This window comes from Streptomyces sp. NPDC051218, assembly GCF_044455475.1.
GTDB lineage: Bacteria > Actinomycetota > Actinomycetes > Streptomycetales > Streptomycetaceae > Streptomyces.
On the sequence record NZ_JBITEU010000001.1, the window covers coordinates 395,667 to 417,126 of the forward strand.

General features: G+C 70.5%; 23 protein-coding genes and 1 riboswitch. Of the genes, 10 read left to right on the plus strand and 13 right to left on the minus strand.

Going from position 1 to position 21,460, the window contains the following annotated elements; all coding sequences use genetic code 11:
- Window positions 1-39 precede the first annotated feature (39 nt).
- The 4 genes from metF to ACIBCK_RS01855 all read right to left on the minus strand — a co-directional run bounded on the left by metF (window position 40) and on the right by ACIBCK_RS01855 (window position 3,391).
- The gene (metF, locus tag ACIBCK_RS01840; RefSeq protein ID WP_399386117.1) at window positions 40-960 is read right to left on the minus strand and encodes a methylenetetrahydrofolate reductase [NAD(P)H]; all 921 of its coding nucleotides are present in this window, start codon (window positions 958-960) and stop codon (window positions 40-42) included.
- Window positions 961-1,049: 89 nt separating this feature from the next.
- On the minus strand, window positions 1,050-1,706 hold the full coding sequence (gene thiE / locus ACIBCK_RS01845) for a thiamine phosphate synthase (RefSeq protein ID WP_399386118.1): 657 nt from the start codon (window positions 1,704-1,706) through the stop codon (window positions 1,050-1,052).
- Between the two features lie 87 nt (window positions 1,707-1,793).
- The gene (locus tag ACIBCK_RS01850; protein ID WP_160504555.1) at window positions 1,794-2,159 is read right to left on the minus strand and encodes an Rv2175c family DNA-binding protein; all 366 of its coding nucleotides are present in this window, start codon (window positions 2,157-2,159) and stop codon (window positions 1,794-1,796) included.
- A 65-nt stretch (window positions 2,160-2,224) separates the two neighbouring features.
- Entirely contained in the window at window positions 2,225-3,391 is a 1,167-nt protein-coding gene (locus tag ACIBCK_RS01855) for an NAD(P)/FAD-dependent oxidoreductase (protein ID WP_399387185.1), read from the minus strand.
- 183 nt (window positions 3,392-3,574) lie between these two features.
- Window positions 3,575-3,687: riboswitch (TPP riboswitch) on the plus strand.
- Between ACIBCK_RS01855 and thiO the strand changes: the two genes are divergently transcribed.
- The 6 genes from thiO to ACIBCK_RS01885 all read left to right on the plus strand — a co-directional run bounded on the left by thiO (window position 3,685) and on the right by ACIBCK_RS01885 (window position 9,522).
- Entirely contained in the window at window positions 3,685-4,887 is a 1,203-nt protein-coding gene (gene thiO / locus ACIBCK_RS01860; RefSeq protein WP_399386119.1) for a glycine oxidase ThiO, read from the plus strand. It overlaps the preceding riboswitch by 3 nt.
- A complete protein-coding gene (gene thiS, locus ACIBCK_RS01865; RefSeq protein WP_367041020.1) occupies window positions 4,884-5,111 on the plus strand; it encodes a sulfur carrier protein ThiS in 228 nt (75 codons plus the stop codon). Before thiO ends, thiS begins: the two co-directional genes overlap by 4 nt.
- A 6-nt stretch (window positions 5,112-5,117) precedes the next feature.
- Window positions 5,118-5,912, plus strand: coding sequence for a thiazole synthase (locus ACIBCK_RS01870; RefSeq protein WP_399386120.1), 795 nt, complete (start codon window positions 5,118-5,120; stop codon window positions 5,910-5,912).
- Window positions 5,913-6,003: 91 nt separating this feature from the next.
- Window positions 6,004-7,956, plus strand: coding sequence for a Stk1 family PASTA domain-containing Ser/Thr kinase (gene pknB / locus ACIBCK_RS01875; RefSeq protein ID WP_399386121.1), 1,953 nt, complete (start codon window positions 6,004-6,006; stop codon window positions 7,954-7,956).
- 60 nt (window positions 7,957-8,016) lie between these two features.
- Window positions 8,017-8,907 (plus strand): deoxyribonuclease IV, encoded by an 891-nt coding sequence (locus tag ACIBCK_RS01880; protein WP_399387186.1) that lies wholly within the window; start codon window positions 8,017-8,019, stop codon window positions 8,905-8,907.
- A 99-nt stretch (window positions 8,908-9,006) separates the two neighbouring features.
- Window positions 9,007-9,522, plus strand: a complete 516-nt coding sequence (locus tag ACIBCK_RS01885; protein ID WP_399386122.1) for a DUF4396 domain-containing protein — start codon at window positions 9,007-9,009, stop codon at window positions 9,520-9,522.
- A 12-nt stretch (window positions 9,523-9,534) separates the two neighbouring features.
- Here the strand turns inward: ACIBCK_RS01885 and ACIBCK_RS01890 are convergent, their stop codons facing one another.
- A complete protein-coding gene (locus ACIBCK_RS01890) occupies window positions 9,535-10,167 on the minus strand; it encodes a sulfite oxidase-like oxidoreductase (RefSeq protein WP_399386123.1) in 633 nt (210 codons plus the stop codon).
- 174 nt (window positions 10,168-10,341) lie between these two features.
- Here ACIBCK_RS01890 and bfr point away from each other — a divergent pair, with 174 nt between their 5' ends.
- Window positions 10,342-10,821, plus strand: coding sequence for a bacterioferritin (bfr, locus tag ACIBCK_RS01895; protein ID WP_399386124.1), 480 nt, complete (start codon window positions 10,342-10,344; stop codon window positions 10,819-10,821).
- Between the two features lie 15 nt (window positions 10,822-10,836).
- Here bfr and ACIBCK_RS01900 read toward each other — a convergent pair whose 3' ends face one another.
- The 3 genes from ACIBCK_RS01900 to ACIBCK_RS01910 form a co-directional block, all read right to left on the minus strand.
- Complete coding sequence (locus tag ACIBCK_RS01900) at window positions 10,837-11,124, minus strand: bacterioferritin-associated ferredoxin (RefSeq protein WP_399386125.1); 288 nt, start codon at window positions 11,122-11,124, stop codon at window positions 10,837-10,839.
- A gap of 144 nt (window positions 11,125-11,268) precedes the next feature.
- On the minus strand, window positions 11,269-12,621 hold the full coding sequence (locus ACIBCK_RS01905; RefSeq protein WP_399386126.1) for a class II 3-deoxy-7-phosphoheptulonate synthase: 1,353 nt from the start codon (window positions 12,619-12,621) through the stop codon (window positions 11,269-11,271).
- A 35-nt stretch (window positions 12,622-12,656) separates the two neighbouring features.
- Window positions 12,657-13,586 carry a DUF2867 domain-containing protein gene (locus ACIBCK_RS01910; RefSeq protein WP_399386127.1) on the minus strand — a complete coding sequence of 310 codons (930 nt, stop codon included), beginning with the start codon at window positions 13,584-13,586 and terminating at the stop codon, window positions 12,657-12,659.
- Between the two features lie 51 nt (window positions 13,587-13,637).
- Between ACIBCK_RS01910 and ACIBCK_RS01915 the strand changes: the two genes are divergently transcribed.
- From ACIBCK_RS01915 to ACIBCK_RS01925, 3 genes are all read left to right on the plus strand, one after another.
- Window positions 13,638-14,225, plus strand: coding sequence for a TetR/AcrR family transcriptional regulator (locus ACIBCK_RS01915; RefSeq protein ID WP_399386128.1), 588 nt, complete (start codon window positions 13,638-13,640; stop codon window positions 14,223-14,225).
- A gap of 10 nt (window positions 14,226-14,235) precedes the next feature.
- On the plus strand, window positions 14,236-14,295 hold the full coding sequence (locus ACIBCK_RS01920; RefSeq protein WP_106977022.1) for a trp operon leader peptide: 60 nt from the start codon (window positions 14,236-14,238) through the stop codon (window positions 14,293-14,295).
- A 112-nt stretch (window positions 14,296-14,407) separates the two neighbouring features.
- Window positions 14,408-16,282 (plus strand): anthranilate synthase family protein, encoded by a 1,875-nt coding sequence (locus ACIBCK_RS01925; RefSeq protein ID WP_399386129.1) that lies wholly within the window; start codon window positions 14,408-14,410, stop codon window positions 16,280-16,282.
- Between the two features lie 7 nt (window positions 16,283-16,289).
- Here the strand turns inward: ACIBCK_RS01925 and ACIBCK_RS01930 are convergent, their stop codons facing one another.
- The 5 genes from ACIBCK_RS01930 to ACIBCK_RS01950 form a co-directional block, all read right to left on the minus strand.
- Window positions 16,290-17,294, minus strand: coding sequence for a 2-hydroxyacid dehydrogenase (locus ACIBCK_RS01930; protein WP_399386130.1), 1,005 nt, complete (start codon window positions 17,292-17,294; stop codon window positions 16,290-16,292).
- A gap of 130 nt (window positions 17,295-17,424) precedes the next feature.
- Window positions 17,425-18,462 carry a 6-phosphofructokinase gene (locus ACIBCK_RS01935; RefSeq protein ID WP_399386131.1) on the minus strand — a complete coding sequence of 346 codons (1,038 nt, stop codon included), beginning with the start codon at window positions 18,460-18,462 and terminating at the stop codon, window positions 17,425-17,427.
- A 159-nt stretch (window positions 18,463-18,621) separates the two neighbouring features.
- On the minus strand, window positions 18,622-19,305 hold the full coding sequence (locus ACIBCK_RS01940; RefSeq protein ID WP_399386132.1) for a response regulator: 684 nt from the start codon (window positions 19,303-19,305) through the stop codon (window positions 18,622-18,624).
- Window positions 19,302-20,522 carry a MacS family sensor histidine kinase gene (gene macS, locus ACIBCK_RS01945; RefSeq protein ID WP_399386133.1) on the minus strand — a complete coding sequence of 407 codons (1,221 nt, stop codon included), beginning with the start codon at window positions 20,520-20,522 and terminating at the stop codon, window positions 19,302-19,304. Before macS ends, ACIBCK_RS01940 begins: the two co-directional genes overlap by 4 nt.
- A gap of 66 nt (window positions 20,523-20,588) precedes the next feature.
- Window positions 20,589-21,335: a lysophospholipid acyltransferase family protein gene (locus ACIBCK_RS01950; protein WP_367048932.1), complete on the minus strand. Its 747-nt coding sequence runs from the start codon at window positions 21,333-21,335 to the stop codon at window positions 20,589-20,591.
- Between the last annotated feature and the right edge of the window lie 125 nt (window positions 21,336-21,460).

A 21,460-nucleotide genomic window follows, 5' to 3' on the forward strand; every position in this document is an offset into this window, starting at 1 on the left:
CCCCTCTCCCCCCGGCCGCCGCCCGAGGGGTACAGCCGGTCAGGCCTGCGGGTGATGCAGACCCAGATTCTCGTAGATTTCCAGCGTCGCCGTGGAGTTGTTGAGCGTGATGAAGTGCAGCCCCGGCACACCCTCGGCAAGGAGACGCGCGCAGAACTCCGTCGCGAACTCGATGCCAATGGAGCGTACAGCCGCCGGATCGTCTTTGGCTGTGAGGATGCGCTCTTTGAGCTCAGGCGGGATGGTCGCGTTGCTGAGCTGCGGCAGCCGCTCCAGCATGCGCACACTCGTGACCGGCATGATCTCCGGGATGATCGGCGTCGAACAGCCCGCCGCCTCGACCCGATCGCGAAGGCGCAGATACTCCTCCGGATAGAAGAACATCTGTGTGATCGCGTAGTCGGCGCCGGCCCGGCACTTGTCGACGAAGTGCCGGACGTCGGTGTCCCACTCCTCCGAGCGCGGATGCATCGCGGGGAAGGCCGCGACGCCGACGCAGAAGTCGCCCGACTCCTTGATCAGCTGGACCAGTTCGGCGGCGTACGTGAGGCCCTCGGGGTGCTTGACCCAGTCGGCGAGCGGGTCGCCGGGCGGGTCGCCGCGGACCGCGAGCATGTTCCTGATGCCGGCGTCCGCGTACTGCCCGATGATGTTGCGCAGTTCGGCCACCGAGTGGTCGACCGCGGTCAGGTGCGCGACCGGCGTGAGCGTCGAGTCGGCGACGATCTGCTGCGTCTCCTTGACCGTGCCCGCCCGCGTCGAACCGCCCGCTCCGTACGTCACGGAGACGAAGCTGGGGGCCACCGCCTCGACCCGGCGCAGGGCGTTCCACAGGTTCCGCTCACCCTTCGCGGTCTTCGGCGCCGAGAACTCGAAGGAGTACGTCGTCTTGCCGGTCGCGAGCATGTCGCGCACGGTCCGTGCGCGATCAGTTCTGGTGGAAGCAGTGCCTAGGGCCATACGGGCAGGTTAGCCACGGTCCACCGCCACCGGCCAATCCCCGTCCATCCTGCGGACAGCATCCCCGGAAGTTGGCCGAAGATCGCCGATCAGGCCGTACGCAGCCGCTTCGCGACGTCGGCCGCTGCGGCCCCCGGATCGTCCGCCTCCGTGATCGCCCGTACGACGACGACGCGGCGGGCGCCCGCTTCGAGTACTTCGTCGAGGTTGCCCGCGTCGATGCCGCCGATGGCGAACCACGGGCGGTCCGTGTTGAGCGAGGCGGTGTACCGGACGAGGTCGAGCCCGGGGGCGTACCGGCCCGGCTTGGTGGGGGTCGGCCAGCAGGGACCCGTGCAGAAGTAGTCCACGCCGTCCTGCGTCGCCGCGGCGGCGGCCTCGGACTCGGCATGCGTGGAGCGGCCGACGAGGACGTCGTCAGGGCCGCCGAGGATCGCGCGGGCCGCGGGCACCGGCAGGTCGCCCTGGCCCAGGTGCAGCACGTCGGCGCCGATGGCGTGCGCGATGTCCGCGCGGTCGTTCACCGCGAGGAGCTTGCCGTGCCTGCGGGCGGCGTCGGCGAAGACCTGGAGGTGTTCGAGCTCCTCGGCCGCCTCCATGCCCTTGTCCCGCAGCTGCACGATGTCGACGCCGCCGCCGAGGACGGCGTCGAGGAACTCGGGGAGGTCTCCCTGGCGCTTGCGGGCGTCCACGCAGAGGTAGAGGCGGGCGTCGGCGAGCTGCTCGCGGGCAGGCTTGGTGGCCATGAAGAGGTCCCCCCGGGTCGTCGGTGGCCTACGGGCCGTGTGTCCCGGGGGGGCACACGGCCCGTACGCAACGGTTTTCCGTGTCGGTCAGACGGCGAGCGCCTGGGCGCGACGCTTCACCTCCGTGCCGCGATTCTCGCTCAGGGCCTGCGCGGGCGTGCCGGGCAGGGTCGGGTCGGGAGTGAAGAGCCACTCCAGCATCTCTTCGTCGTTGAAGCCGTCGTCCCTCAGGAGCGTCAGGGTGCCGGTGAGGCCCTTGACGATCTTGTCGCCGTCGATGAAGGCGGCCGGCACCTGGAGCGCGCGGTTCTCACCACGGCGTACGGCGATCAGCTGGCCCTCCTTGACCAGCTGGCGCACACGCGTCACCTCGACGTCGAGCATTTCCGCGATGTCGGGGAGGTGGAGCCACTCAGGGACGAGAGCATCAGTCTTTGCGTCAATCTCGGTCACGGGGTCAAGCGTATCTCCGGCCACCGACAGCGGCCGGGCAGCGGCCCCCGGGGATGACGCAACCGCTACGGCAGCACGGCCTTCTTCAGGGGTACCGCGGGGTCCGAGGCCAGTTCGGCGGCGAGGTAGGCACCCGCCTCGATCAGCTTGCGGCCCTGCGCCAGGTCCCTGGGGCGGCCCACCGCGAGTACGGCCACCAGAACTCCCCCGCGCAGCCAGCACACGGTCCAGGCGACGCCCGAGGGGTCGCCGCGCCACACCAGCTCGTCGGCGGAGGCGTGGTGCCCGGCGTACTGGACGAAGCGGCCGAACTGCTCGGACCAGAAGTACGGGACGGGGTCGTACGCCGAAGGGGTATCGCCGATGATGTTCGCCGCCACCGTGCGCGGGCCCTGCAGGGCGTTGTCCCAGTGGTGCACGAGGAGGCGCTCGCCATACCTTCCCGAAGGGAAGGAGGAGCAGTCGCCGACCGCGTACACGTCGGGCTCCGAGGTCCGCAGGTGGTCGTCGGCGAGGACCTCCCGGTGGGCGCCCAGGGCGATGCCGGAGTCCGCGAGCCAGGCCGTGGCGGGGCGTGCGCCGATGCCGACGACCACCGCGTCCGCGGGCAGCCGGGTGCCGTCGGTCAGGAAGACGCTGCCGGGTTCGACGCGGTCCACGCGCGCGTGGGTGCGCAGTTCGGCGCCGGAGTCGGCGTACCAAGCCGTCATGGGCGCCGCGACCTCCGCGGGCAGGGCCCCGGCCAGCGGTCGGTCCGCGGCCTCGACGACGGTGACCGCGCAGCCCGCCTCACGCGCGGCGGTCGCGAACTCGGCGCCGATCCAGCCCGCGCCGACGACCACGATGCGGTGCTGTTCGGCGAGCACGGGCCGCAGCCGCTCGGCGTCGTCCAGGGTCCGCAGCAGATGGACACCGGGGACTCCGGATGCGCCGGGCAGCAGGATCGGCTCGGCGCCGGTGGCGATGACCAGGGCGTCGTACGGGACCGGGCCACGCTCGGTGTCCAGTTCGTGCTCCGCGGGGCGCAGGCCCGTGACCTCGTGGCCCAGGCTCAGCTCGATGCCGAGGGCCTCGAAGTCGATGTCGAAGGCGGAGCCCTCCGCCTTGCCGAGCAGCACGGCCTTGGACAGCGGCGGCCTGTCGTACGGCTGGTGGGGTTCCGCGCCGATCAGGGTGACCGCGCCGGTGAACCCCTGCTCGCGCAGGGCCACGGCGGTCTGCACGCCGGCCATCCCCGCGCCCGCGATGACGACCCGGCGCTCTTCCTGCCTCCGCTGCTCACTCACCCGATCACTGTAGGACGGCGGGTGGCGCGCGCCTCAGGGCGCGGCGAGGAGATCTCTGACACACCGTCACCGCCCCTGACCGCACAGCTGCCCTACTGCGCCGGGACGCCAAAGGCTAAGGTTGCCGTGCAGAGCACTCGCGGGAGCCCGGACGCACCGGGCTGAGAGGGAGGCTGGACGGCCTCCGACCGTACGAACCTGATCCGGGTCATGCCGGCGAAGGGAGGGGCTGGACACCCATGCATCCACGGACACCACTCCACACGACGAGCACGAGCACGACCGACGTCCTGGTCGTCGGGGGCGGCATCATCGGCCTGGTCACGGCCTGGCGGGCGGCGCAGCGCGGCCTGTCCACGGCGGTCGTGGACCCCGAGCCCGGCGGCGGCGCGGCGCAGGTGGCCGCGGGCATGCTGGCCGCCGTCACCGAGCTGCACTACGGGGAGCAGACGCTGCTCGCCCTGAACGTGGCATCCGCGCAGCGCTATCCCGACTTCGCCGCCGAGCTGACGGAGGCGAGCGGCCTCGATCTCGGCTACCGCGCGAGCGGCACGCTCGCCGTCGCCCTCGACTCCGACGACCGTGCCCACCTGCGGGAGCTGCACGCCCTTCAGCAGCGGTCGGGGCTCACGTCGGAGTGGCTGAGCGGGCGCGAGTGCCGCCGTCTGGAACCGATGCTCGCGCCCGGCGTCCGGGGCGGGCTGCGGGTCGACGGCGATCACCAGATCGACCCCCGCAGGCTCTCCGCGGCGCTCCTCGTGGCCTGCGAGCGGGCGGGCGTGATCTTCCACCACGCGTGGGCGGAGCGCCTTGCGGTGGTGGCCGACCGGGCCACCGGAGTCGTCCTCGCCGACGGCACCGCTCTGGAGGCCGGTGACACCGTGCTCGCCGGGGGCAGCCTCAGCGGGCGCCTCGACGGGGTCCCGGAGGGCGTACTGCCGCCCGTGCGCCCGGTGAAGGGGCAGGTGCTGCGGCTCACCGTGCCGCAGCGGTACGCGCCGTTCCTGAGCCGCACCGTGCGCGCCGTCGTGCGCGGCAGCCACGTCTACCTGGTGCCGCGCGAGAACGGCGAACTCGTCGTCGGCGCGACCAGCGAGGAGCTCGGCTGGGACACGACGGTCACGGCCGGCGGCGTGTACGAGCTGCTCCGGGACGCCCATGAGCTCGTACCGGGCATCACGGAACTGCCGCTGACGGAGACCCGCGCGGGCCTGCGCCCCGGCTCCCCCGACAACGCCCCGATGCTCGGCCCGACCGCGCTGCCCGGCCTCCAGCTGGCCACCGGGCACTACCGCAACGGCGTACTCCTGACGCCCGTGACCGGCGACGTGATGGCGCACGCCCTGACCACCGGTGAACTGCCCGACGAGGCACGGGGGTTCACTCCCCTGCGCTTCGCCGGCACCCCCCGAGCACAGCACCACATGGAGCAGCCCGCATGACTCTCCCGTCCGACACAGCCGTCACCGCCGTCTCCGTGAACGGAGAGGCGCGCGACGTGGCCACGGGCACCACGCTCGAAGCCCTCGTCGCGACCCTCACCGCGGCCCCGTCCGGCGTCGCCGCCGCGCTCAACGAAACCGTGGTCCCGCGTACGCGCTGGTCCACCACCCCGCTCACCGACGGGGACCGCGTCGAGGTCCTCACCGCCGTCCAAGGAGGCTGAACCGACATGGCAGACGACCCCTTCGTCATCGGCGGGCTCACCCTCTCCTCGCGCCTGATCATGGGTACGGGCGGTGCGCCGAGCCTGGACGTCCTGGAGCGGTCCCTGATCGCCTCCGGGACGGAGCTGACGACCGTCGCGATGCGCCGCCTCGATCCCGGTGTGCAGGGCTCGGTGCTCTCCGTCCTCGACCGGCTCGGCATCCGCGTCCTGCCGAACACGGCGGGCTGCTTCACCGCGGGAGAGGCCGTCCTGACCGCCCGGCTCGCTCGGGAGGCGCTCGGCACCGACCTGGTGAAGCTGGAGGTCATCGCGGACGAGCGCACGCTGCTTCCTGACCCGATCGAGCTCATCGACGCCGCCGAGACCCTCGTCGACGACGGCTTCACGGTCCTTCCGTACACGAACGACGACCCAGTCCTCGCCCGGAAGCTGGAGGACGTGGGCTGCGCGGCGATCATGCCGCTCGGCTCCCCCATCGGCTCCGGGCTCGGCATCCGCAACCCGCACAACTTCCAGCTGATCGTCGAGCACGCGCGCGTGCCGGTGATCCTGGACGCGGGCGCGGGAACGGCGTCCGACGCGGCGCTCGCCATGGAGCTGGGGTGCGCGGGTGTGATGCTCGCCTCGGCCGTGACGCGGGCGCAGGAGCCGGTCCTCATGGCCGAGGGCATGCGGCACGGGGTCGAGGCGGGGCGGCTCGCGTACCGGGCAGGGCGCATTCCCCGGCGGCACTTCGCCGAGGCGTCCTCGCCCGTGGCGGGTATGGCCAGGCTCGATCCGGAGCGGCCCGCGTTCTGAGCGTCGCGTGCCTGTCACAGCTCGGCTGCAGTCGGGGCCCGAGCCAACCCGGGCGGGCAACCCTGTCAGCGGTGGCTCGTAGACTCCCTGCGTGGACACGACCCTTCAGGACCCGCTCGTCGGGCAGGTGCTCGACGGCCGCTATCGCGTGGACGGGCGGATCGCGGTCGGCGGGATGGCCACGGTCTACCGGGCCGTGGACACCCGCCTCGACCGCGTGCTCGCGCTCAAGGTGATGCACCCGACGCTGGCCGCCGACGTCTCTTTCGTCGACCGCTTCATCCGCGAGGCGAAGTCGGTCGCCCGGCTCTCGCACCCGAACGTGGTGGGGGTGTACGACCAGGGCGCCGACGGGGCTTACGTCTATCTCGCGATGGAGTACATCGCCGGTTGCACCCTGCGTGACGTGCTCCGCGAGCGCGGCGCCCTGCAGCCGCGCGCCGCCCTCGACATCCTGGAGCCGGTCCTCGCCGCGCTGGGCGCCGCGCACCGCGCGGGCTTCGTGCACCGCGACATGAAGCCGGAGAACGTCCTCATAGGGGACGACGGCCGGGTCAAGGTCGCCGACTTCGGACTCGTGCGCGCGGTGGACACCGTCACGAACACGACCGGCACGGTCCTCGGCACCGTCTCCTACCTCGCTCCCGAGCAGATAGAGCACGGCACGGCCGACACACGCGTGGATGTGTACGCGTGCGGCGTCGTGCTCTACGAAATGCTGACCGGCGCCAAGCCGCACTCCGGTGAGACCCCCGCCCAGGTGCTCTACCAACACCTCCACGAGGATGTGCCGCCCCCCTCGGCGGCCGTCCCGGGGCTCGCCGTCGAGCTGGACGACCTGGTGGCCTCCGCCACCGCCCGCACCCCCGACGTACGCCCGCACGACGCGGTGGCGCTGCTCGGGCAGGCCAGGCTGGCGCGGGCCGCGCTCTCCGTGGAGCAGCTGGACGCGGTGCCGCCGCAGGCACTGGCGGCGGACCCCGGCCATGACAACTCCGACGACCGTACGAGCGTGATCCCGCGCGCGGCACGCTCCGTACAGCTGCCGCTTCCGACGGACGGTGACGAGGACCGGCAGGACCAGCTCAACCGCACGAGCGTCCTCGCGTCCCCGCCGCCCGCTCCACCGGCCGCGCCTAGCCGCAGGCGCCCCGCTCCGCGCCGCCGCACGTTCGCGGTGGTCGCCGCCGTCCTGCTGGCGCTCGGCCTCGGCGCCGGGGTCTGGTACATCAACTCCGGCCAGTTCACGAAGGTCCCGCCGCTCCTGGCGAAGACCGAGTCGGCGGCCAAGAAACGCCTCGGCGAAGAGGGGCTCGAGGTCAACGACGTCAAGCGCGCCTACAGCGACACCGACAAGCGCGGCACGGTCATGGCCACCGACCCCGAGGCGGGCGAGCGCATCCGTGACAACGACGGAGTGACGCTGACCATCTCGAAGGGTCCCGAGATCGTGAAGGTGCCGAGCCTCGCGGACACTCCGCTGGCCAAGGCGAAGGACGAGCTCAAGGACGCCGGGTTCGCTCCCGGGATGACGAAGAGGGCCTTCAGCGAAGACGTCCGCAAGGGCTCCGTGATCAGCACGGACCCGAAGGCGGGCACCAAGCGCAAGGCGGGCTCGGCCATCGCGATCACCGTCAGCAAGGGTCCTGAGGTCGAGGTCCCGGACGTGACCGGCGATTCCCAGGCCGACGCGACCTCCGAGCTGGAGGACCTGGGCCTGAAGGTTGAGATCGAGACGGAGCGGGTCTACTCCGACGAGGACAAGGGCACAGTCGTCGACCAGTCACCCAGGGAGGGCCAGAAGCGGCTCGCCGAGGGCGACACGGTCACGCTGACGCTGTCCAAGGGCCCCGAGATGATCGAGGTCCCGGACGTCGAGGGCATGAGCGTCGACGACGCCAAGCAGGAGCTGAAGGACGCCAAGTTCGAGGTCGAGGAGGACCGCGGCCTGCTCGGCCTCTTCGGGGACACGGTGAAGAGCCAGTCCGTGGAGGGCGGCGAAGAGGCACCCAAGGGCTCCACGATCACCATCGAGATCCGCTGATCCGTTGATCCGCTGACGGGAGACTCACGCGCTCATGCCACCCTTGAGCGCGTGAGCAGCATCGACTCCCCCAGCACCGATTCCTTCAGCGCCTCGTCACGCAACCCCGTCGGCAGCCATGTCCCCGTGGCCGGCGGTCTCGCGTCCGTGGGGCTTTCGTACGCCCGTGACCTGGGAGCCGAGGCCGTCCAGGTCTTCGTGGCCAATCCTCGCGGCTGGGCCACTCCGCCCGGCAACCCGAAGCAGGACGAGGAGTTCCGCGCGGCCTGCGCCGCCGAGGGAATACCCGCGTACGTCCACGCGCCCTACCTCATCAACTTCGGGTCGCACACCGAGGCGACCGTAGAGAAGTCCGTGGAGTCGCTGCGCCACTCGCTGCGCCGGGCCCGCGCCATCGGCGCGCTGGGGGTCGTCGTGCACACCGGCTCCGCGACCGGCGGCCGGGACCGCGCCGTCGCGCTGCGGCAGGTGCGCGACCGGATGCTGCCGCTGTTGGACGAGCTGACGCACGACGACGACCCCTATCTCCTCCTGGAGTCGACCGCGGGCCAGGGCTTCTCGCTCTGCTCCCGCACCTGGGACTTCGGCCCCTACTTCGACGCCCTCGACGCCCACCCGAAGCTGGGCGTCTGCCTCGACACCTGCCACATCTTCGCGGCGGGCCACGATCTGACCGGCCCCAGCGGCATGAAGCAGACGCTGGACCTCCTGGTCGACACCGTCGGCGAGGGCCGCCTGAAGCTGGTGCACGCCAACGACTCCAAGGACGTGGCCGGCGCCCACAAGGACCGCCACGAGAACATCGGCACCGGTCACATCGGCGAGGAGCCCTTCCGCGAGCTGATGACACACGCGGCGACCGAGAACGTGCCACTGATCATCGAGACCCCGGGCGGCAAGGAGGGGCACGCGACGGACGTGGCACGGCTGAAGGAGCTCCGGAGCGTCTAGCAGCCCCAGAAGCCTCTGAGATCCCTTGAGGAATACCCCCCAGGGGTATACGGTTCCTGCCAGGCGGCAGGAACCGTTGTCCGACGTCGGGGGATTCTCATGCAGCACGGTCACGACACGCACGCCGAGCACGCGCACCACGAGCACGCGCACGACGGTCACACGCACGGCATGGGCAAGGTCAGCTGGCGCATGGCGGCGCAGGCCACCCTCCACTGCCTCACCGGGTGCGCCATCGGCGAGATCCTCGGCATGGTCATCGGCACCGCGCTCGGCTGGGGGAACGTACAGACGATGATCCTCGCGATCACCCTGGCCTTCTTCTTCGGCTACGCCCTGACGCTGCGCGGCATCCTCAAGGCGGGCGTCGACTTCAGGACGGCGTTCCGGGTAGCGCTCGCCGCGGACACCCTGTCCATCGCAGTGATGGAGCTCATCGACAACGGCGTGATCGCGCTCTGGCCGGGGGCGATGGACGCCCACCCGGCGGACCCGATGTTCTGGTACATCCTCGCGATCGCGCTGGCCGCCGCCTTCGTGATCACCGTCCCGGTCAACAAGTGGATGATCGGCCGCGGCAAGGGCCACGCGGTGGTGCATCAGTACCACCACTGACAAGAGCCACGACTAGAGCTCGGGGCCGTCCCCGGGCTCTTCCTGGTAGGAGTAGCGCTGCTCGGTCCAGGGGTCGCCCACGTTGTGGTAGCCGCGCTCCTCCCAGAAGCCGCGGCGGTCGGCGGTCATGTACTCGACGCCGCGGACCCACTTGGGTCCCTTCCACGCGTACAGATGGGGCACCACGAGCCGCAGGGGGAATCCGTGCTCCGCGGTCAGCAGTTCGCCCCCTTTGTGGGTGGCGAAGATCGTGCGCTCGTCCAGGAAGTCGTCCATGCGCAGATTCGAGCTGAAGCCGTACTCGGCCCAGACCATCACGTGGGTGGCGTCCGGCGCCGGCGGGGCGATCTCGACCAGCGCCCGCGCGGGGACACCGCCCCATTCGGCGCCGAGCATGCTGAACTTCGTGACGCAGTGCAGATCGCCGACCACGGTGGCGTACGGAAGAGCCGAGAACTCCTCGTGCGTCCAGCAGTGCTTGGCACCGTCGGCGGTGGCCCCGAAGACCCTGAACTCCCAGCGCTCCGGGCGGAACTTCGGCACCGGACCGTAGTGGGTGACCGGCCAGCCCCGCTGAAGTCGCTGCCCCGGTGGGAGCTCCGGCTCCACTGCTTCCCGAGATGCGCGATCCGCCGACTGACCCATGTGTCCATCCTGACAGACCCGGGTAGGTGGACGTGACCAGGAGGCCGCCGATGGAGGCCGCCCGGACGCTGATTGGGGCAACTCCTACTAAGCGTGCACTTACTGGACGGCCTCTCGCACCGGTGCAAGGATGCGCGGAACCTGCCCAGTTACCACGTGGAAGGAGCCTCTGCGATGCAGGGCGACCCCGAGGTCATCGAATTTCTCAACGAGCAGCTGAGCGCCGAGCTCACGGCGATCAACCAGTACTTTCTCCACGCCAAGATGCAGGAGAACTTCGGCTGGCCCAAGCTCGCCAAGTACACCCGGTCCGAGTCGATCGACGAGATGAAGCACGCGGAGATCCTGACCGACCGGATTCTGTTCCTCGACGGCCTGCCCAACTACCAGCGGCTCTTCCACGTACGCGTGGGTCAGACCGTCACGGAGATGTTCCAGGCGGACCGGCAGATCGAGGCGGAGGCGATCGACCGCCTCAAGCGCGGCATCGAGGTGATGCGCGGCAAGGGGGACATCACTTCCGCGAACATCTTCGAGTCGATCCTCGAGGACGAGGAGCACCACATCGACTATCTCGACACCCAGCTCGAACTGGTCGAGAAGCTGGGCGAGCCGCTCTACATCGCGCAGCTCATCGAGCAGCCGGAGAGCTAGACACCCTGCGGCGAGCTAGGCGGCCTCGTCCAGGCCGGTGTCACGGCCGGTGTCCAGGGTCGCGTCCAGGCCGGTGAGGACGGGCTCGCCCTGGTCGGCAAGCTGCCTGCGGGGGCACGCGCCCCGGCCCAGGAGTGCCTGGATGCTCCGTACGCACGAACCGCAGTCGGTGCCCGCCTTGCTGGCGGACGCTATCTGGCGGGGCGTGCAGGCGCCGTCGGCCGCGTGCTGCTTCACCTGCGCCTCGGTGACTCCGAAGCAGTTGCAGACGTACACGCGGTTCACCTCCCGGGCAGGATTCATCGGCGGCGCCGTCCCGATGAACGGTGAGGCTAACCTAACCTTACCCACGCCCCGAGGTCCACAAAAGCCCTGATACGCCGGTGGGGCACGGATCACATGGATCCGTGCCCCACCGCCGCGTCGTGCGGGAATACCTACCGATACCTACTGGTCGCGGTACATCTCCGCCACCAGGAACGCCAGGTCCAGGGATTGGCTGCGGTTCAGGCGCGGGTCGCAGGCCGTCTCGTAGCGCTGGTGGAGGTCGTCGACGAAGATCTCGTCGCCGCCGCCCACGCACTCGGTGACGTCGTCACCGGTGAGCTCGACGTGGATGCCACCCGGGTGGGTGCCGAGCGCCTTGTGGACCTCGAAGAAGCCCTTGACCTCGTCCAGCACGTCGTCGAAGCGGCGCGTCTTGTGGCCGGAGGCCGCCTCGTAGGTGTTGCCGTGCATCGGGTCGGTGATCCAGGCGACGGTCGCGCCGGAGGCGGTGACCTTCTCGACCAGCTCCGGGAGCTTGTCCCTGACCTTGTCCGCGCCCATGCGGACGATGAAGGTCAGGCGGCCGGGCTCACGGTCCGGGTCGAGGCGCTCGATGTACTGCAGCGCCTCTTCCGAGGTCGTCGTCGGGCCGAGCTTGATGCCGATCGGGTTGCGCACCTTGGAGGCGAACTCGATGTGCGCGCCGTCCAGTTGACGGGTGCGCTCACCGATCCAGACCATGTGGCCCGAGGTGTCGTAAAGACGCCCGGTGCGCGAGTCCACGCGGGTGAGCGCCGACTCGTAGTCGAGGAGCAGCGCCTCGTGCGAGGCGTAGAACTCGACGGTCTTGAACTCCTCCGGGTCCGTCCCGCAGGCGCGCATGAAGTTGAGCGCGTTGTCGATCTCGCGCGCCAGCTGCTCGTACCGCTGACCCGACGGGGACGACTTCACGAAGTCCTGGTTCCAGGCGTGCACCTGGCGCAGGTCGGCGTAACCGCCGGTGGTGAAGGCGCGCACGAGGTTGAGCGTCGAGGCGGAGGCGTTGTACATCCGCTTGAGGCGCTCGGGGTCCGGGACGCGGGACTTCTCGTCGAAGTCGAAGCCGTTGACCGAGTCGCCGCGGTACGTCGGCAGGGTCACGCCGTCGCGGGTCTCGGTGCCCTTGGAGCGCGGCTTGGAGTACTGCCCCGCGATGCGGCCGACCTTCACGACGGGCACGGAGGCCGCGTACGTCAGGACGGCGCCCATCTGGAGCAGCGTCTTCAGCTTGTTTCGGATGTGGTCGGCCGACACGGCGTCGAAGGCCTCGGCGCAGTCGCCGCCCTGAAGCAGGAACGCCTCTCCCTTGGCGACGGAGGCCAGTCGGGCGCGCAGCTGGTCGCACTCGCCCGCGAAGACGAGCGGCGGATACGACTCGAGGTCCGCGATCACATCGCGCAGAGCCTCGGCATCGGGGTACTCAGGCTGCTGCGCCGCGGGAAGGTCTCGCCAGGTGTTGCCACCGTTAGGGGTGGTCTTAGCGTTCACGGTCACCCTCACAACATTACGGGGTGATGTCCGCCGTCCATTCACCCGCTCACCAAGTGAGACGGACCCGACACAGCCGAGCGCCGGCGCTCGAGATCCCGCTCACCGGCGGCCGGTGTCGCCAGGGCGAGCTTGCGGTGCGTGCGGCGCAGCATCAGACGGGCCATGAAGGGGTGGGCCTGCTTCACCACAGCCCAGTAGATCCGTCCGCGCAGGGTGTCGGTCCGCACGGTGGAGCTCAGGGTGACGTACCGCTCGTCGACCAGGATCGAGGCGCGCGCCGTCAGGCCCCGGACCTCCACTTCGAGGAGCAGCTCGTCGCCCTCGCGGGCGATGACCGGGAAGGCGTCGCGCAGGATGCCGGTCCAGGCCTCAGGGTCGCGCAGCTGCCCCGGGAGCAGCTCCATGCGATACGCGTCCTCGTAGCCGGGGCGGTCCACGGCGGTACGGATCAGCTGGGCGGCCTCCGGGATACCGACCGTCTCGGGGCGGCTCCACATGAGCCGGTTGTAGAGCCGCACCCTGGGCGACCACCGGACGGGGCGGGCGCAGCCGCCCGCCGCGGCCCGCTCGACGTTGTCGAAGACCTCTTCGATGACCGTGTCGTGCAGGGGCCGGACGACGGCGGGCCACAACAGGCGGTTCCTGCCGAGGAGTTCGGTCTCCAGGACATGGCGAACGCGGCAGCGCCCCTCCCCCATCGGCTCGACGGTCATTTCGTGGAAGCCGTTGTCCGGCGGCGTGAAGGCGAAGCGCACACGGCGCCCCGGCTCATACTCCGTGACGCTGTAGCGGACCGGGCCGTGGCCGCCGGTCGCACCCACGCCGAGCGGGCGGTCGAAGGCCATCGCCGCCCAGGCCGGCGTCGGGAAGAGGGGGTCGTCGTCGGCGGAGAGCCGGTCGAGCAGGGCGCCCACGACCTCCGCCGGAGCCTTGATCACGCGCTCGTGTTCATTGACTACCGCGCTCATCACGAACCTCCATACGCTGGCGTATGGTCGACCATACGGTACCGTACGGTCATGGCGCAACGGCAGCAGAAGAAGCCCGCGACGAAGCCCCGGCTCACCGCTCAGGACTGGGCGGACGCCGCCCTCACCGCGATCGGCGAGGGCGGTATCGCCGCCGTCGCGGTGGAGCCCCTCGCCGTCCGGCTCGGCACCACCAAGGGGAGCTTCTACTGGCACTTCGCCAACCGTGACGCCCTCATCGAGGCCGCCCTGGACCGCTGGGCGGAGACCAGCACCGAGGAGATGATCCAGGAGGTCGAGGCCGAGCCCGACCCCCGGCGGCGCGTCCGTCTCCTCTTCGGCGAGGCCATCGCGTCGGCCACCTCCGGCTCACTGGAGGTGGCCCTCCTCGCGACGGCCGGGCACCCCCAGGTCGCCGCGGCCCTGCGCCGCGTGACCGAGCGCCGGGTGGCGTACGTCGCCGAGCTCTTCGCCGGGCTCGGCTTCCCCGAGCCGGAGGCCCGGCGCCGCGGGCTGCTCGCGTACACGGTCTATCTGGGGCACGTACAGCTCGGGCACGCGGTGCCGTCGGCGCTGCCCACCGTCGACGAGTTCGGCGCCTATCTGGACGAGGCCCTGGACATCCTGATGATGCGCTAGGGTGCGGACCATGCACGCGCAGACGACGACTCGTAACTGGTGGTGGCCCGCTCATCCGGCGGCCCACTGATTCTGCGCGTATCGAGACTCGCGAAGGCCGCCCGAGGGGCGGCCTTCAGTGTTTTCCGGAGCGGGTTCTCCGGGGCGGGCCGTTCCTCTCCGAGTGAGAAGGAACAAACCCGATGGAAGACCCGATGGACATCCCGAACCCGCTCGCGGGGCTGCTGACGGACGACCGTCCGTTCGCCGTGCTCCGCCGCCGCACGCCCGGCCATGACCACGACACGGTCGAGGTTTTGATCGGCGCGGTCGCCTCGTACGACCGGCTCGCCGACATCCCCGACGAGGGCCTCGCCCTGATCCCCTTCCGGCAGATCAGGGAGCGCGGATTCGACGTACGCGACGACGGCACGCCGCTCACGGTCCTGACCCCCGACGAGACCTACGAACTCCCGCTCCCCGAAGCCCTGACGGCGCTGCCCACTCATGACGTGCGCGTCAAGGGCGGGGCCTTCGACGTCGACGACGCCGCGTACGGGGAGATCGTCGGGCGGGTGCTTCGCGAGGAGATCGGGCGGGGCGAGGGCGCCAACTTCGTCATCCGGCGCACGTACGAGGGTGAGATCCCCGGATTCGGCAGGGCGGACGCCCTGGCTCTCTTCCGCAGGCTGCTCGTGGGCGAGCGGGGCGCCTACTGGACGTACGTCGTGCACACCGGGGAGCGGACGCTGGTCGGGGCGAGCCCCGAGGTGCATGTGCGGATGTCCGGCGGGACGGTCGTCATGAACCCGATCAGCGGGACCTACCGCTACCCGGCCGAAGGCCCCACGGCGGACGACCTGCTCGGCTTCCTGGCCGACGGCAAGGAGACCGAGGAGCTGTCGATGGTCGTCGACGAGGAGCTCAAGATGATGTGCACCGTCGGCGACATGGGCGGTGTCGTGGTCGGGCCGCGGCTCAAGGAGATGGCCCATCTCGCCCACACCGAGTACGAGTTGCGGGGCAAGTCGTCCCTCGACGCGCGCGAGGTCCTGAAGGAGACGATGTTCGCGGCGACCGTCACCGGCTCGCCCGTGCAGAACGCCTGCCGCGTCATCGAGCGGCATGAGGAGGGCGGGCGTGGCTACTACGCCGGAGCCCTCGCCCTCATCGGCCGCGACGCGGGCGGCGCCCAGACCCTGGACTCCCCCATCCTGATCCGCACCGCCGACATCTCCGCGGACGGAAAGCTCCGGGTCCCGGTCGGCGCGACGCTCGTGCGGGGCTCGGACCCGGCGGGCGAGGTGGCCGAGACGCACGCGAAGGCGGCGGGTGTCCTCGCCGCCCTCGGGGTGCGTCCCGGCAGGCCCCGCGACGAGGGCGTACGCCCCGCTCTGGCCGACGACCCGCGGGTGCGAACGGCCCTGGACAGCCGGCGGGCCGGGCTCGCGCCGTTCTGGCTGCGGATGCAGGAGCAGATGGCGGAGCTGTCCGGGCACGCCCTGGTGATCGACGGCGAGGACACGTTCACGGCGATGCTGGCGCATCTGCTCCGCTCGTCGGGCCTCACGGTCTCCGTACGCCGCTACGACGAGCCGGGTCTGCGGGAGGCGGCCCTGGCGCACGAGGGTCCGCTGGTCATCGGGCCAGGACCCGGTGATCCGTCGGACCCCACCGACCCGAAGATGACCTTCCTGCGCTCCCTGACCGCCGAGGTGATCAGCGGTCACCGCCACGGCGTCCTCGGCGTCTGCCTCGGCCATGAGCTCCTGGCCGCCGAACTGGGCCTGGAGATCGTCCGCAAGGAAGTCCCGTACCAGGGCGCCCAGACGCGGATCGACCTGTTCGGACGGCCGGAGACGGTCGGCTTCTACAACAGCTTCGTGGCCCGCTGCGACGAGGAGACGGCGCTGGAACTTGCCGCGCACGGCATCGAGGTCAGCAGGGACACGGGCACCGGGGAGGTGCACGCGCTGCGGGGGCCCGGCTTCGCGGGCGTGCAGTTCCACCCGGAGTCGGTGCTCTCGCTGCGCGGGACGGCGATCGTGCGGGAGCTGCTGTCCGGGGTGCTGGTCTAGGACCGGGCTAGGAGGCGGGGGCCGCCGGGACCAGCACGTTCTCGCTGCGGCGGCCCTCCTTGTAGTCCAGGACGTTCTGCAGCGTGGTGTCGATGATCTGGCCGACCGCGTCCACGGTGTAGTACGCCTGGTGCGAGGTGACCACGACGTTCGGGAACGTCACCAGGCGGGCCAGGGTGTCGTCCTCGATGGCCTCCAGGGACTTGTCGAGGAAGAAGAGCCCGGCCTCCGCCTCGTACACATCGAGCCCGACGCCCGCGAAGCGCCCCCTCCGCAGCTCCGAGACCAGGGCGTCGGTGTCGATCAGGCCGCCGCGGCTGGAGTTCACCAGGATCGCGTCGTCCTTCATCGTCCGCAGCGCGTCGGCGCCGATGATGTGCTGTGTCGCGGGGAGCAGCGGTACGTGCAGGCTGATCAGGTCGGCCTCCGCGAAGAGCTCCTCCTTCGCGACGTACTTCATGCCGAGTTCCACGCACGCGGGGTTCTCGGCGACGTCCCAGCCGAGCAGCCGCATCCCGAAGCCGTGCGCGATCCGGGTGAACGCCTCGCCGATCTTCCCGGTGCCGAGCACGCCCACCGTGCGGCCCCGCAGGTCGCGGCCCATCAGCCCGTCCAGCCTGAAGTCGAAGTCGCGGGTGCGGTTGCTGGCGCGGACGATGCGGCGGTTGACGGCCATCGCGAGGGTCCAGGCGAACTCGGCGACGGAGTACGGCGAGTAGTACGAGACGCGGGCGATGGTGAGACCGAGGCGCTCGGCCACCTGGAGATCGATGTTGTTGAACCCGGTCGAACGCTGGGCGATCATCTGCGTCCCGCCCGCCGCGAGGGTCTGCAGGACACGGTTGCCGAGATCGGCGTTGACGCTGGTCGAGACGATCTCGTAGCCGGCGGCGATGGGGGCGGTGTCCTCGGTGAGGAAGACGTCCAGACAGCGCACGTCGTGGTGCGCGGCGAAGGCCTTCTCGACCAGCGGCTTCTCGTCGGCCTGCACGCCGAAGGCGAGGATCTCCATGGGGCCGAGTGTAGGTACGACGGGGTGGATCGGCATTGCGGGGAAACGGGTGGGCGGGTGGGAGAAATCCGCCGCGAAGCGGCGACACAGGGCACCCGCCCACCGGGATCAGCCGAAGACCAGCCGAAGATCAGCCGAAGAAAACGCCCACCTCGGAGTAGAGCTCCGGGTCAACAGTCTTCAGCTTCGACGTAGCGTCAGCGATAGGCACTCGCACGATGTCCGTGCCCCGCAGCGCGACCATCTTCCCGAAGTCGCCGTCCCGCACGGCCTCGATCGCGTGCAGCCCGAAGCGCGTGGCCAGCCAGCGGTCGAAGGCGCTGGGCGTCCCGCCGCGCTGGACGTGCCCGAGGACGGTGGTCCTCGCCTCCTTGCCGGTCCTCCCTTCGATCTCCTTGGCCAGCCACTCCCCCACGCCCGAGAGCCGCACATGCCCGAAGGAGTCCTGCGTGCCGTCCTTGAGGACCATCTCGCCGTCCTTGGGCATGGCCCCTTCCGCGACGACGACGATCGGCGCGTACGACGCCTTGAACCGCGAGGTCACCCAGGCACACACCTGGTCGACGTCGAAGCGCTGCTCCGGGATGAGGATGACGTTCGCGCCGCCCGCGAGCCCCGAGTGCAGCGCGATCCAGCCCGCGTGCCGCCCCATGACCTCGACCACCAGGACCCGCATGTGCGACTCGGCGGTGGTGTGCAGCCGGTCGATCGCCTCGGTGGCGATGCCCACCGCGGTGTCGAAACCGAAGGTGTAGTCCGTGGCGGACAGGTCGTTGTCGATGGTCTTCGGTACGCCGACGACGTTGATGCCGTACTCGTCGGTGAGCCGCGCGGCGACGCCGAGGGTGTCCTCGCCGCCGATCGCGATGAGGGACTCGACCTCGTACTTGGCGAGGTTCTCCTTGATCCGGCGGATGCCGTTCTCCGCCTTGAGCGGGTTGGTGCGCGAGGAGCCGAGGATGGTGCCGCCCCGGGGCAGGATGCCGCGCACGGCCGGGATGTCGAGCGGGACGGTGTCGCCCTCCAGCGGACCGCGCCAGCCGTCCCGGAAGCCGACGAAGTCGTAGCCGTACTCCTGCACGCCCTTGCGGACGACGCCCCGGATGACGGCGTTGAGCCCGGGGCAGTCGCCGCCTCCGGTCAGTACTCCGATTTTCTTGGCCGCCATGGAAACGTCCCTTCGCCTCAGTGACCTGTATGCGAGTCACGCTAATGGTGATACAGGTCACTCAGGGACGGTCCGGATGGTCAATTCCTGTCCGTTACAGGGGAGTTGATCACGCGAGTTCACCCTTATGAGGGGTCGCCCGAGGGGTCGCCCGAGGGATCACGCGTCGTCGAGACCCCGCTCGATCGCGTACCGCACGAGTTCTACGCGGTTGTGCAACTGGAGCTTGCCCAGGGTGTTCTGCACGTGGTTCTGCACGGTGCGGTGCGAGATGACGAGGCGCTCGGCGATCTGTTTGTAGCTCAGTCCCTTGGCGACCAGGCGCAGCACCTCGGTCTCGCGGTCGGTCAGCTGCGGCGCCTTCGGCTCGTCCGGGGTGCCGGGCGCCGGATCGGATGCCAGGCGGCGGTACTCGCCGAGGACGAGGCCCGCGAGGCCCGGCGTGAACACCGTGTCGCCGACGGCCGTGCGGCGCACCGCGTCGGTCAGCTCGGCGGTGGAGGCCGACTTCAGGAGGTAGCCGGTGGCGCCGGACTTGACCGCCTCCAGGACGTCCGCGTGCTCGCCGCTCGCCGACAGGACGAGGACGCGCAGGGCGGGGTTGGCGCCGACGAGTTCCTTGCAGACCTGGACGCCCGGCTTCAGGGGCAGGTTCAGGTCGAGTACGAGGACGTCGGGCGCGGCGGCCTGCGCGCGGCGCACGGCCTGGTCGCCGTCGCCCGCCGTGGCGACGACGTCGAACCCGGCCTCCGCGAGGTCGCGGGCGACCGCGTCCCGCCACATCGGGTGGTCGTCGACCACCATGACCCTGACGGCGCCGTCCTGCTGTCGTTGCTCGTTCATCGTTCCTTTCCTGCCTTCCCCCGTGGGACTCTCAGTTCTACTTCCGTGCCCTGGCCCGGCACCGAGATCAGCTCGGCCGTGCCGCCGATGTCCCGCAGCCGGCCCCGGATCGACAGGGCGACACCGAGCCGCCCCTCGCCCTCGGCCTCGGCGAGACGGCCCTCGGGGATGCCGGGGCCGTCGTCCCGCACCGTCACGATCACGGCGTCCGGCTCGTCCTCGACCAGGATCCAGGCTCCGGCGTCCTCGCCCGCGTGCCGGTGGACGTTGTCCAGGGCAGCGCCGACGGCGGCGGCCAGCTCCCTGGCCGCCTTCGGCTCCAGGGCGACCGGAGCGCCCGGCTCCGAGACGGTCACCCGGGCGCCCGCGTACGGGAAGAGCAGGGACCGCAGGTCGCAGACGTCTGCGTCATCGGTGTCGTCGTCCGGCTCTTCCACCGCGCGGACGACGGCCCCCATCGAGGCGTCCTCCGACTCGTGCGACGTGCGGACCAGGCCGCCCGCCACCAGCGTGCGCAGCGCGACCTCCTGCTCCCCCGCCATCCTGCCGAGCTCCGCCGCCTCGCCGCCGATCGCGCTGCCGCGCCGCTGCACCATCGCGAGGACCTGGAGCACGCTGTCGTGAATGTCCCGGGCCAGACGCTCACGCTCGCGGGTCGCGGCCTCGATCTCCAGGGCGCGGGCGAGGGTGCGCTCGGAGGCGCGGGCCACCTCGACGACGTATCCGATGGCGATGGAGGCGATGCACACGAGCAGGACGTTGTGGAGCGTGTCCTGGGTGGGCCTGCCGCGCTGCGCGATGTTGGCGACGCCGACGAGGGCCGACGCGAACGCCGCCCACCGCCAGCCGCCCTTGATCGCGAAGGCGAGCACCGCGCCGGCCGTCCATATCGACGGCAGCGTCGGGCCGTCGTGGACGATCCGCTGGTGCGAGTCGGCGACCGGCGTGAGCAGGATGCCGACCAGCGCGATGGTCAGGTCGGTGATCAGGAACCGCTTGGTGCAGCTGGCCGCGTTCGCGACCTTCGGCAGCGTGCCGAAGGTCCATCCCGCGAGCACCACGTAGTACGCGACGGCCACCCAGGGGCGGTCGAACTTCTCGTGCGCGGCCACGAAGAGGCCGATCGCGTACAGCATCGTCAGTACGCGGTAGCCGGTCAGGGCACGCCACAGCGGCTGCTCGACCGACATCCTCATGACGCGTACGCGCTTGGTCATCTCCCCCACCCCTCGGGCAGCCCGGCGGGCTCCCCGTGCGCCCGGCTCCCTCTCCCAGCGACGCGCTTACGTGCCGGACCGTTCCTTCTCGGCCGCCGCGACCGCCTTCTCCGCCTTCTTCTCCGCTTCCTTCTCGGCCTTCGCCGCCTCCGTGAGCCGGCGCTTGGCCGCCGTCGCGTACTCGTCGACGTACTCCTGGCCGGAAAGCTTCATGATCTCGTACATGACCTCGTCGGTCACCGCACGCAGGACGAACCGGTCCTGCTCCATGCCGTGGTACCGGCTGAAGTCGAGCGGCTCGCCGATCCTGATGCCCGGCCGCATCAGCTTCGGCATCACCTTGCCGGGCGGCTGGATCTTCTCCGTGTCGATCATCGCCACGGGGAGCACGGGCGCCCCGGTGGCGAGGGCCACGCGCGCGAGGCCGCCGGGCTTGCCACGGTAGAGCCTCCCGTCGGGCGAACGCGTGCCTTCCGGGTAGATACCGAAGAGCTCACCGCGCTCCAGGACCTCGATGCCGCTCTTGATGGCCGCCTCGCCCGCGCCGCGGCCGCCGGAGCGGTCGACGGGCAGCTGGCCCACGCCCTTGAAGAAGGCCGCCGTGAGCTTGCCCTTCACGCCCGGAGACGTGAAGTACTCCGCCTTCGCGATGAAGGTGACCTTGCGGTCGAGGACCGCGGGCAGGAAGAAGGAGTCCGAGAAGGAGAGATGGTTGCTCGCCAGGATGGCCGGTCCATCGGCGGGTACGTTCTCAAGGCCTTCCACCCAGGGCCTGAAGCCGAGCTTCAGCGGCCCTCCGATGGCGACCTTCATTGCGCCGTAGATCAAACCGTGTGCCTCCTGTTAAGTGTGGATCAGACCTTAACCCGCAGTAAGCCCAAAGGGCCCGACGACCCTGGTCGGTGTCAGTCCGGTCGCGTACGGTGAAGTACTCCCAC

Coding starts and splice junctions, on each gene's coding strand:
- macS (WP_399386133.1), bottom strand. CDS start 20,522: ATGACCAAGCGCGTACGCGTCATGAGGATGTCGGTCGAGCAGCCGCTG.
- ACIBCK_RS01950 (WP_367048932.1), bottom strand. CDS start 21,335: ATGAAGGTCGCCATCGGAGGGCCGCTGAAGCTCGGCTTCAGGCCCTGG.
- ACIBCK_RS01910 (WP_399386127.1), bottom strand. CDS start 13,586: ATGAGCGCGGTAGTCAATGAACACGAGCGCGTGATCAAGGCTCCGGCG.
- ACIBCK_RS01890 (WP_399386123.1), bottom strand. CDS start 10,167: ATGGGTCAGTCGGCGGATCGCGCATCTCGGGAAGCAGTGGAGCCGGAG.
- bfr (WP_399386124.1), top strand. CDS start 10,342: ATGCAGGGCGACCCCGAGGTCATCGAATTTCTCAACGAGCAGCTGAGC.
- ACIBCK_RS01855 (WP_399387185.1), bottom strand. CDS start 3,391: ATGGCCGGCGTGCAGACCGCCGTGGCCCTGCGCGAGCAGGGGTTCACC.
- ACIBCK_RS01870 (WP_399386120.1), top strand. CDS start 5,118: ATGGCAGACGACCCCTTCGTCATCGGCGGGCTCACCCTCTCCTCGCGC.
- ACIBCK_RS01915 (WP_399386128.1), top strand. CDS start 13,638: ATGGCGCAACGGCAGCAGAAGAAGCCCGCGACGAAGCCCCGGCTCACC.
- ACIBCK_RS01925 (WP_399386129.1), top strand. CDS start 14,408: ATGGAAGACCCGATGGACATCCCGAACCCGCTCGCGGGGCTGCTGACG.
- thiE (WP_399386118.1), bottom strand. CDS start 1,706: ATGGCCACCAAGCCTGCCCGCGAGCAGCTCGCCGACGCCCGCCTCTAC.
- ACIBCK_RS01935 (WP_399386131.1), bottom strand. CDS start 18,462: ATGGCGGCCAAGAAAATCGGAGTACTGACCGGAGGCGGCGACTGCCCC.
- ACIBCK_RS01940 (WP_399386132.1), bottom strand. CDS start 19,305: ATGAACGAGCAACGACAGCAGGACGGCGCCGTCAGGGTCATGGTGGTC.
- thiS (WP_367041020.1), top strand. CDS start 4,884: ATGACTCTCCCGTCCGACACAGCCGTCACCGCCGTCTCCGTGAACGGA.
- ACIBCK_RS01900 (WP_399386125.1), bottom strand. CDS start 11,124: ATGAATCCTGCCCGGGAGGTGAACCGCGTGTACGTCTGCAACTGCTTC.
- thiO (WP_399386119.1), top strand. CDS start 3,685: ATGCATCCACGGACACCACTCCACACGACGAGCACGAGCACGACCGAC.
- ACIBCK_RS01885 (WP_399386122.1), top strand. CDS start 9,007: ATGCAGCACGGTCACGACACGCACGCCGAGCACGCGCACCACGAGCAC.
- ACIBCK_RS01930 (WP_399386130.1), bottom strand. CDS start 17,294: ATGGAGATCCTCGCCTTCGGCGTGCAGGCCGACGAGAAGCCGCTGGTC.
- metF (WP_399386117.1), bottom strand. CDS start 960: ATGGCCCTAGGCACTGCTTCCACCAGAACTGATCGCGCACGGACCGTG.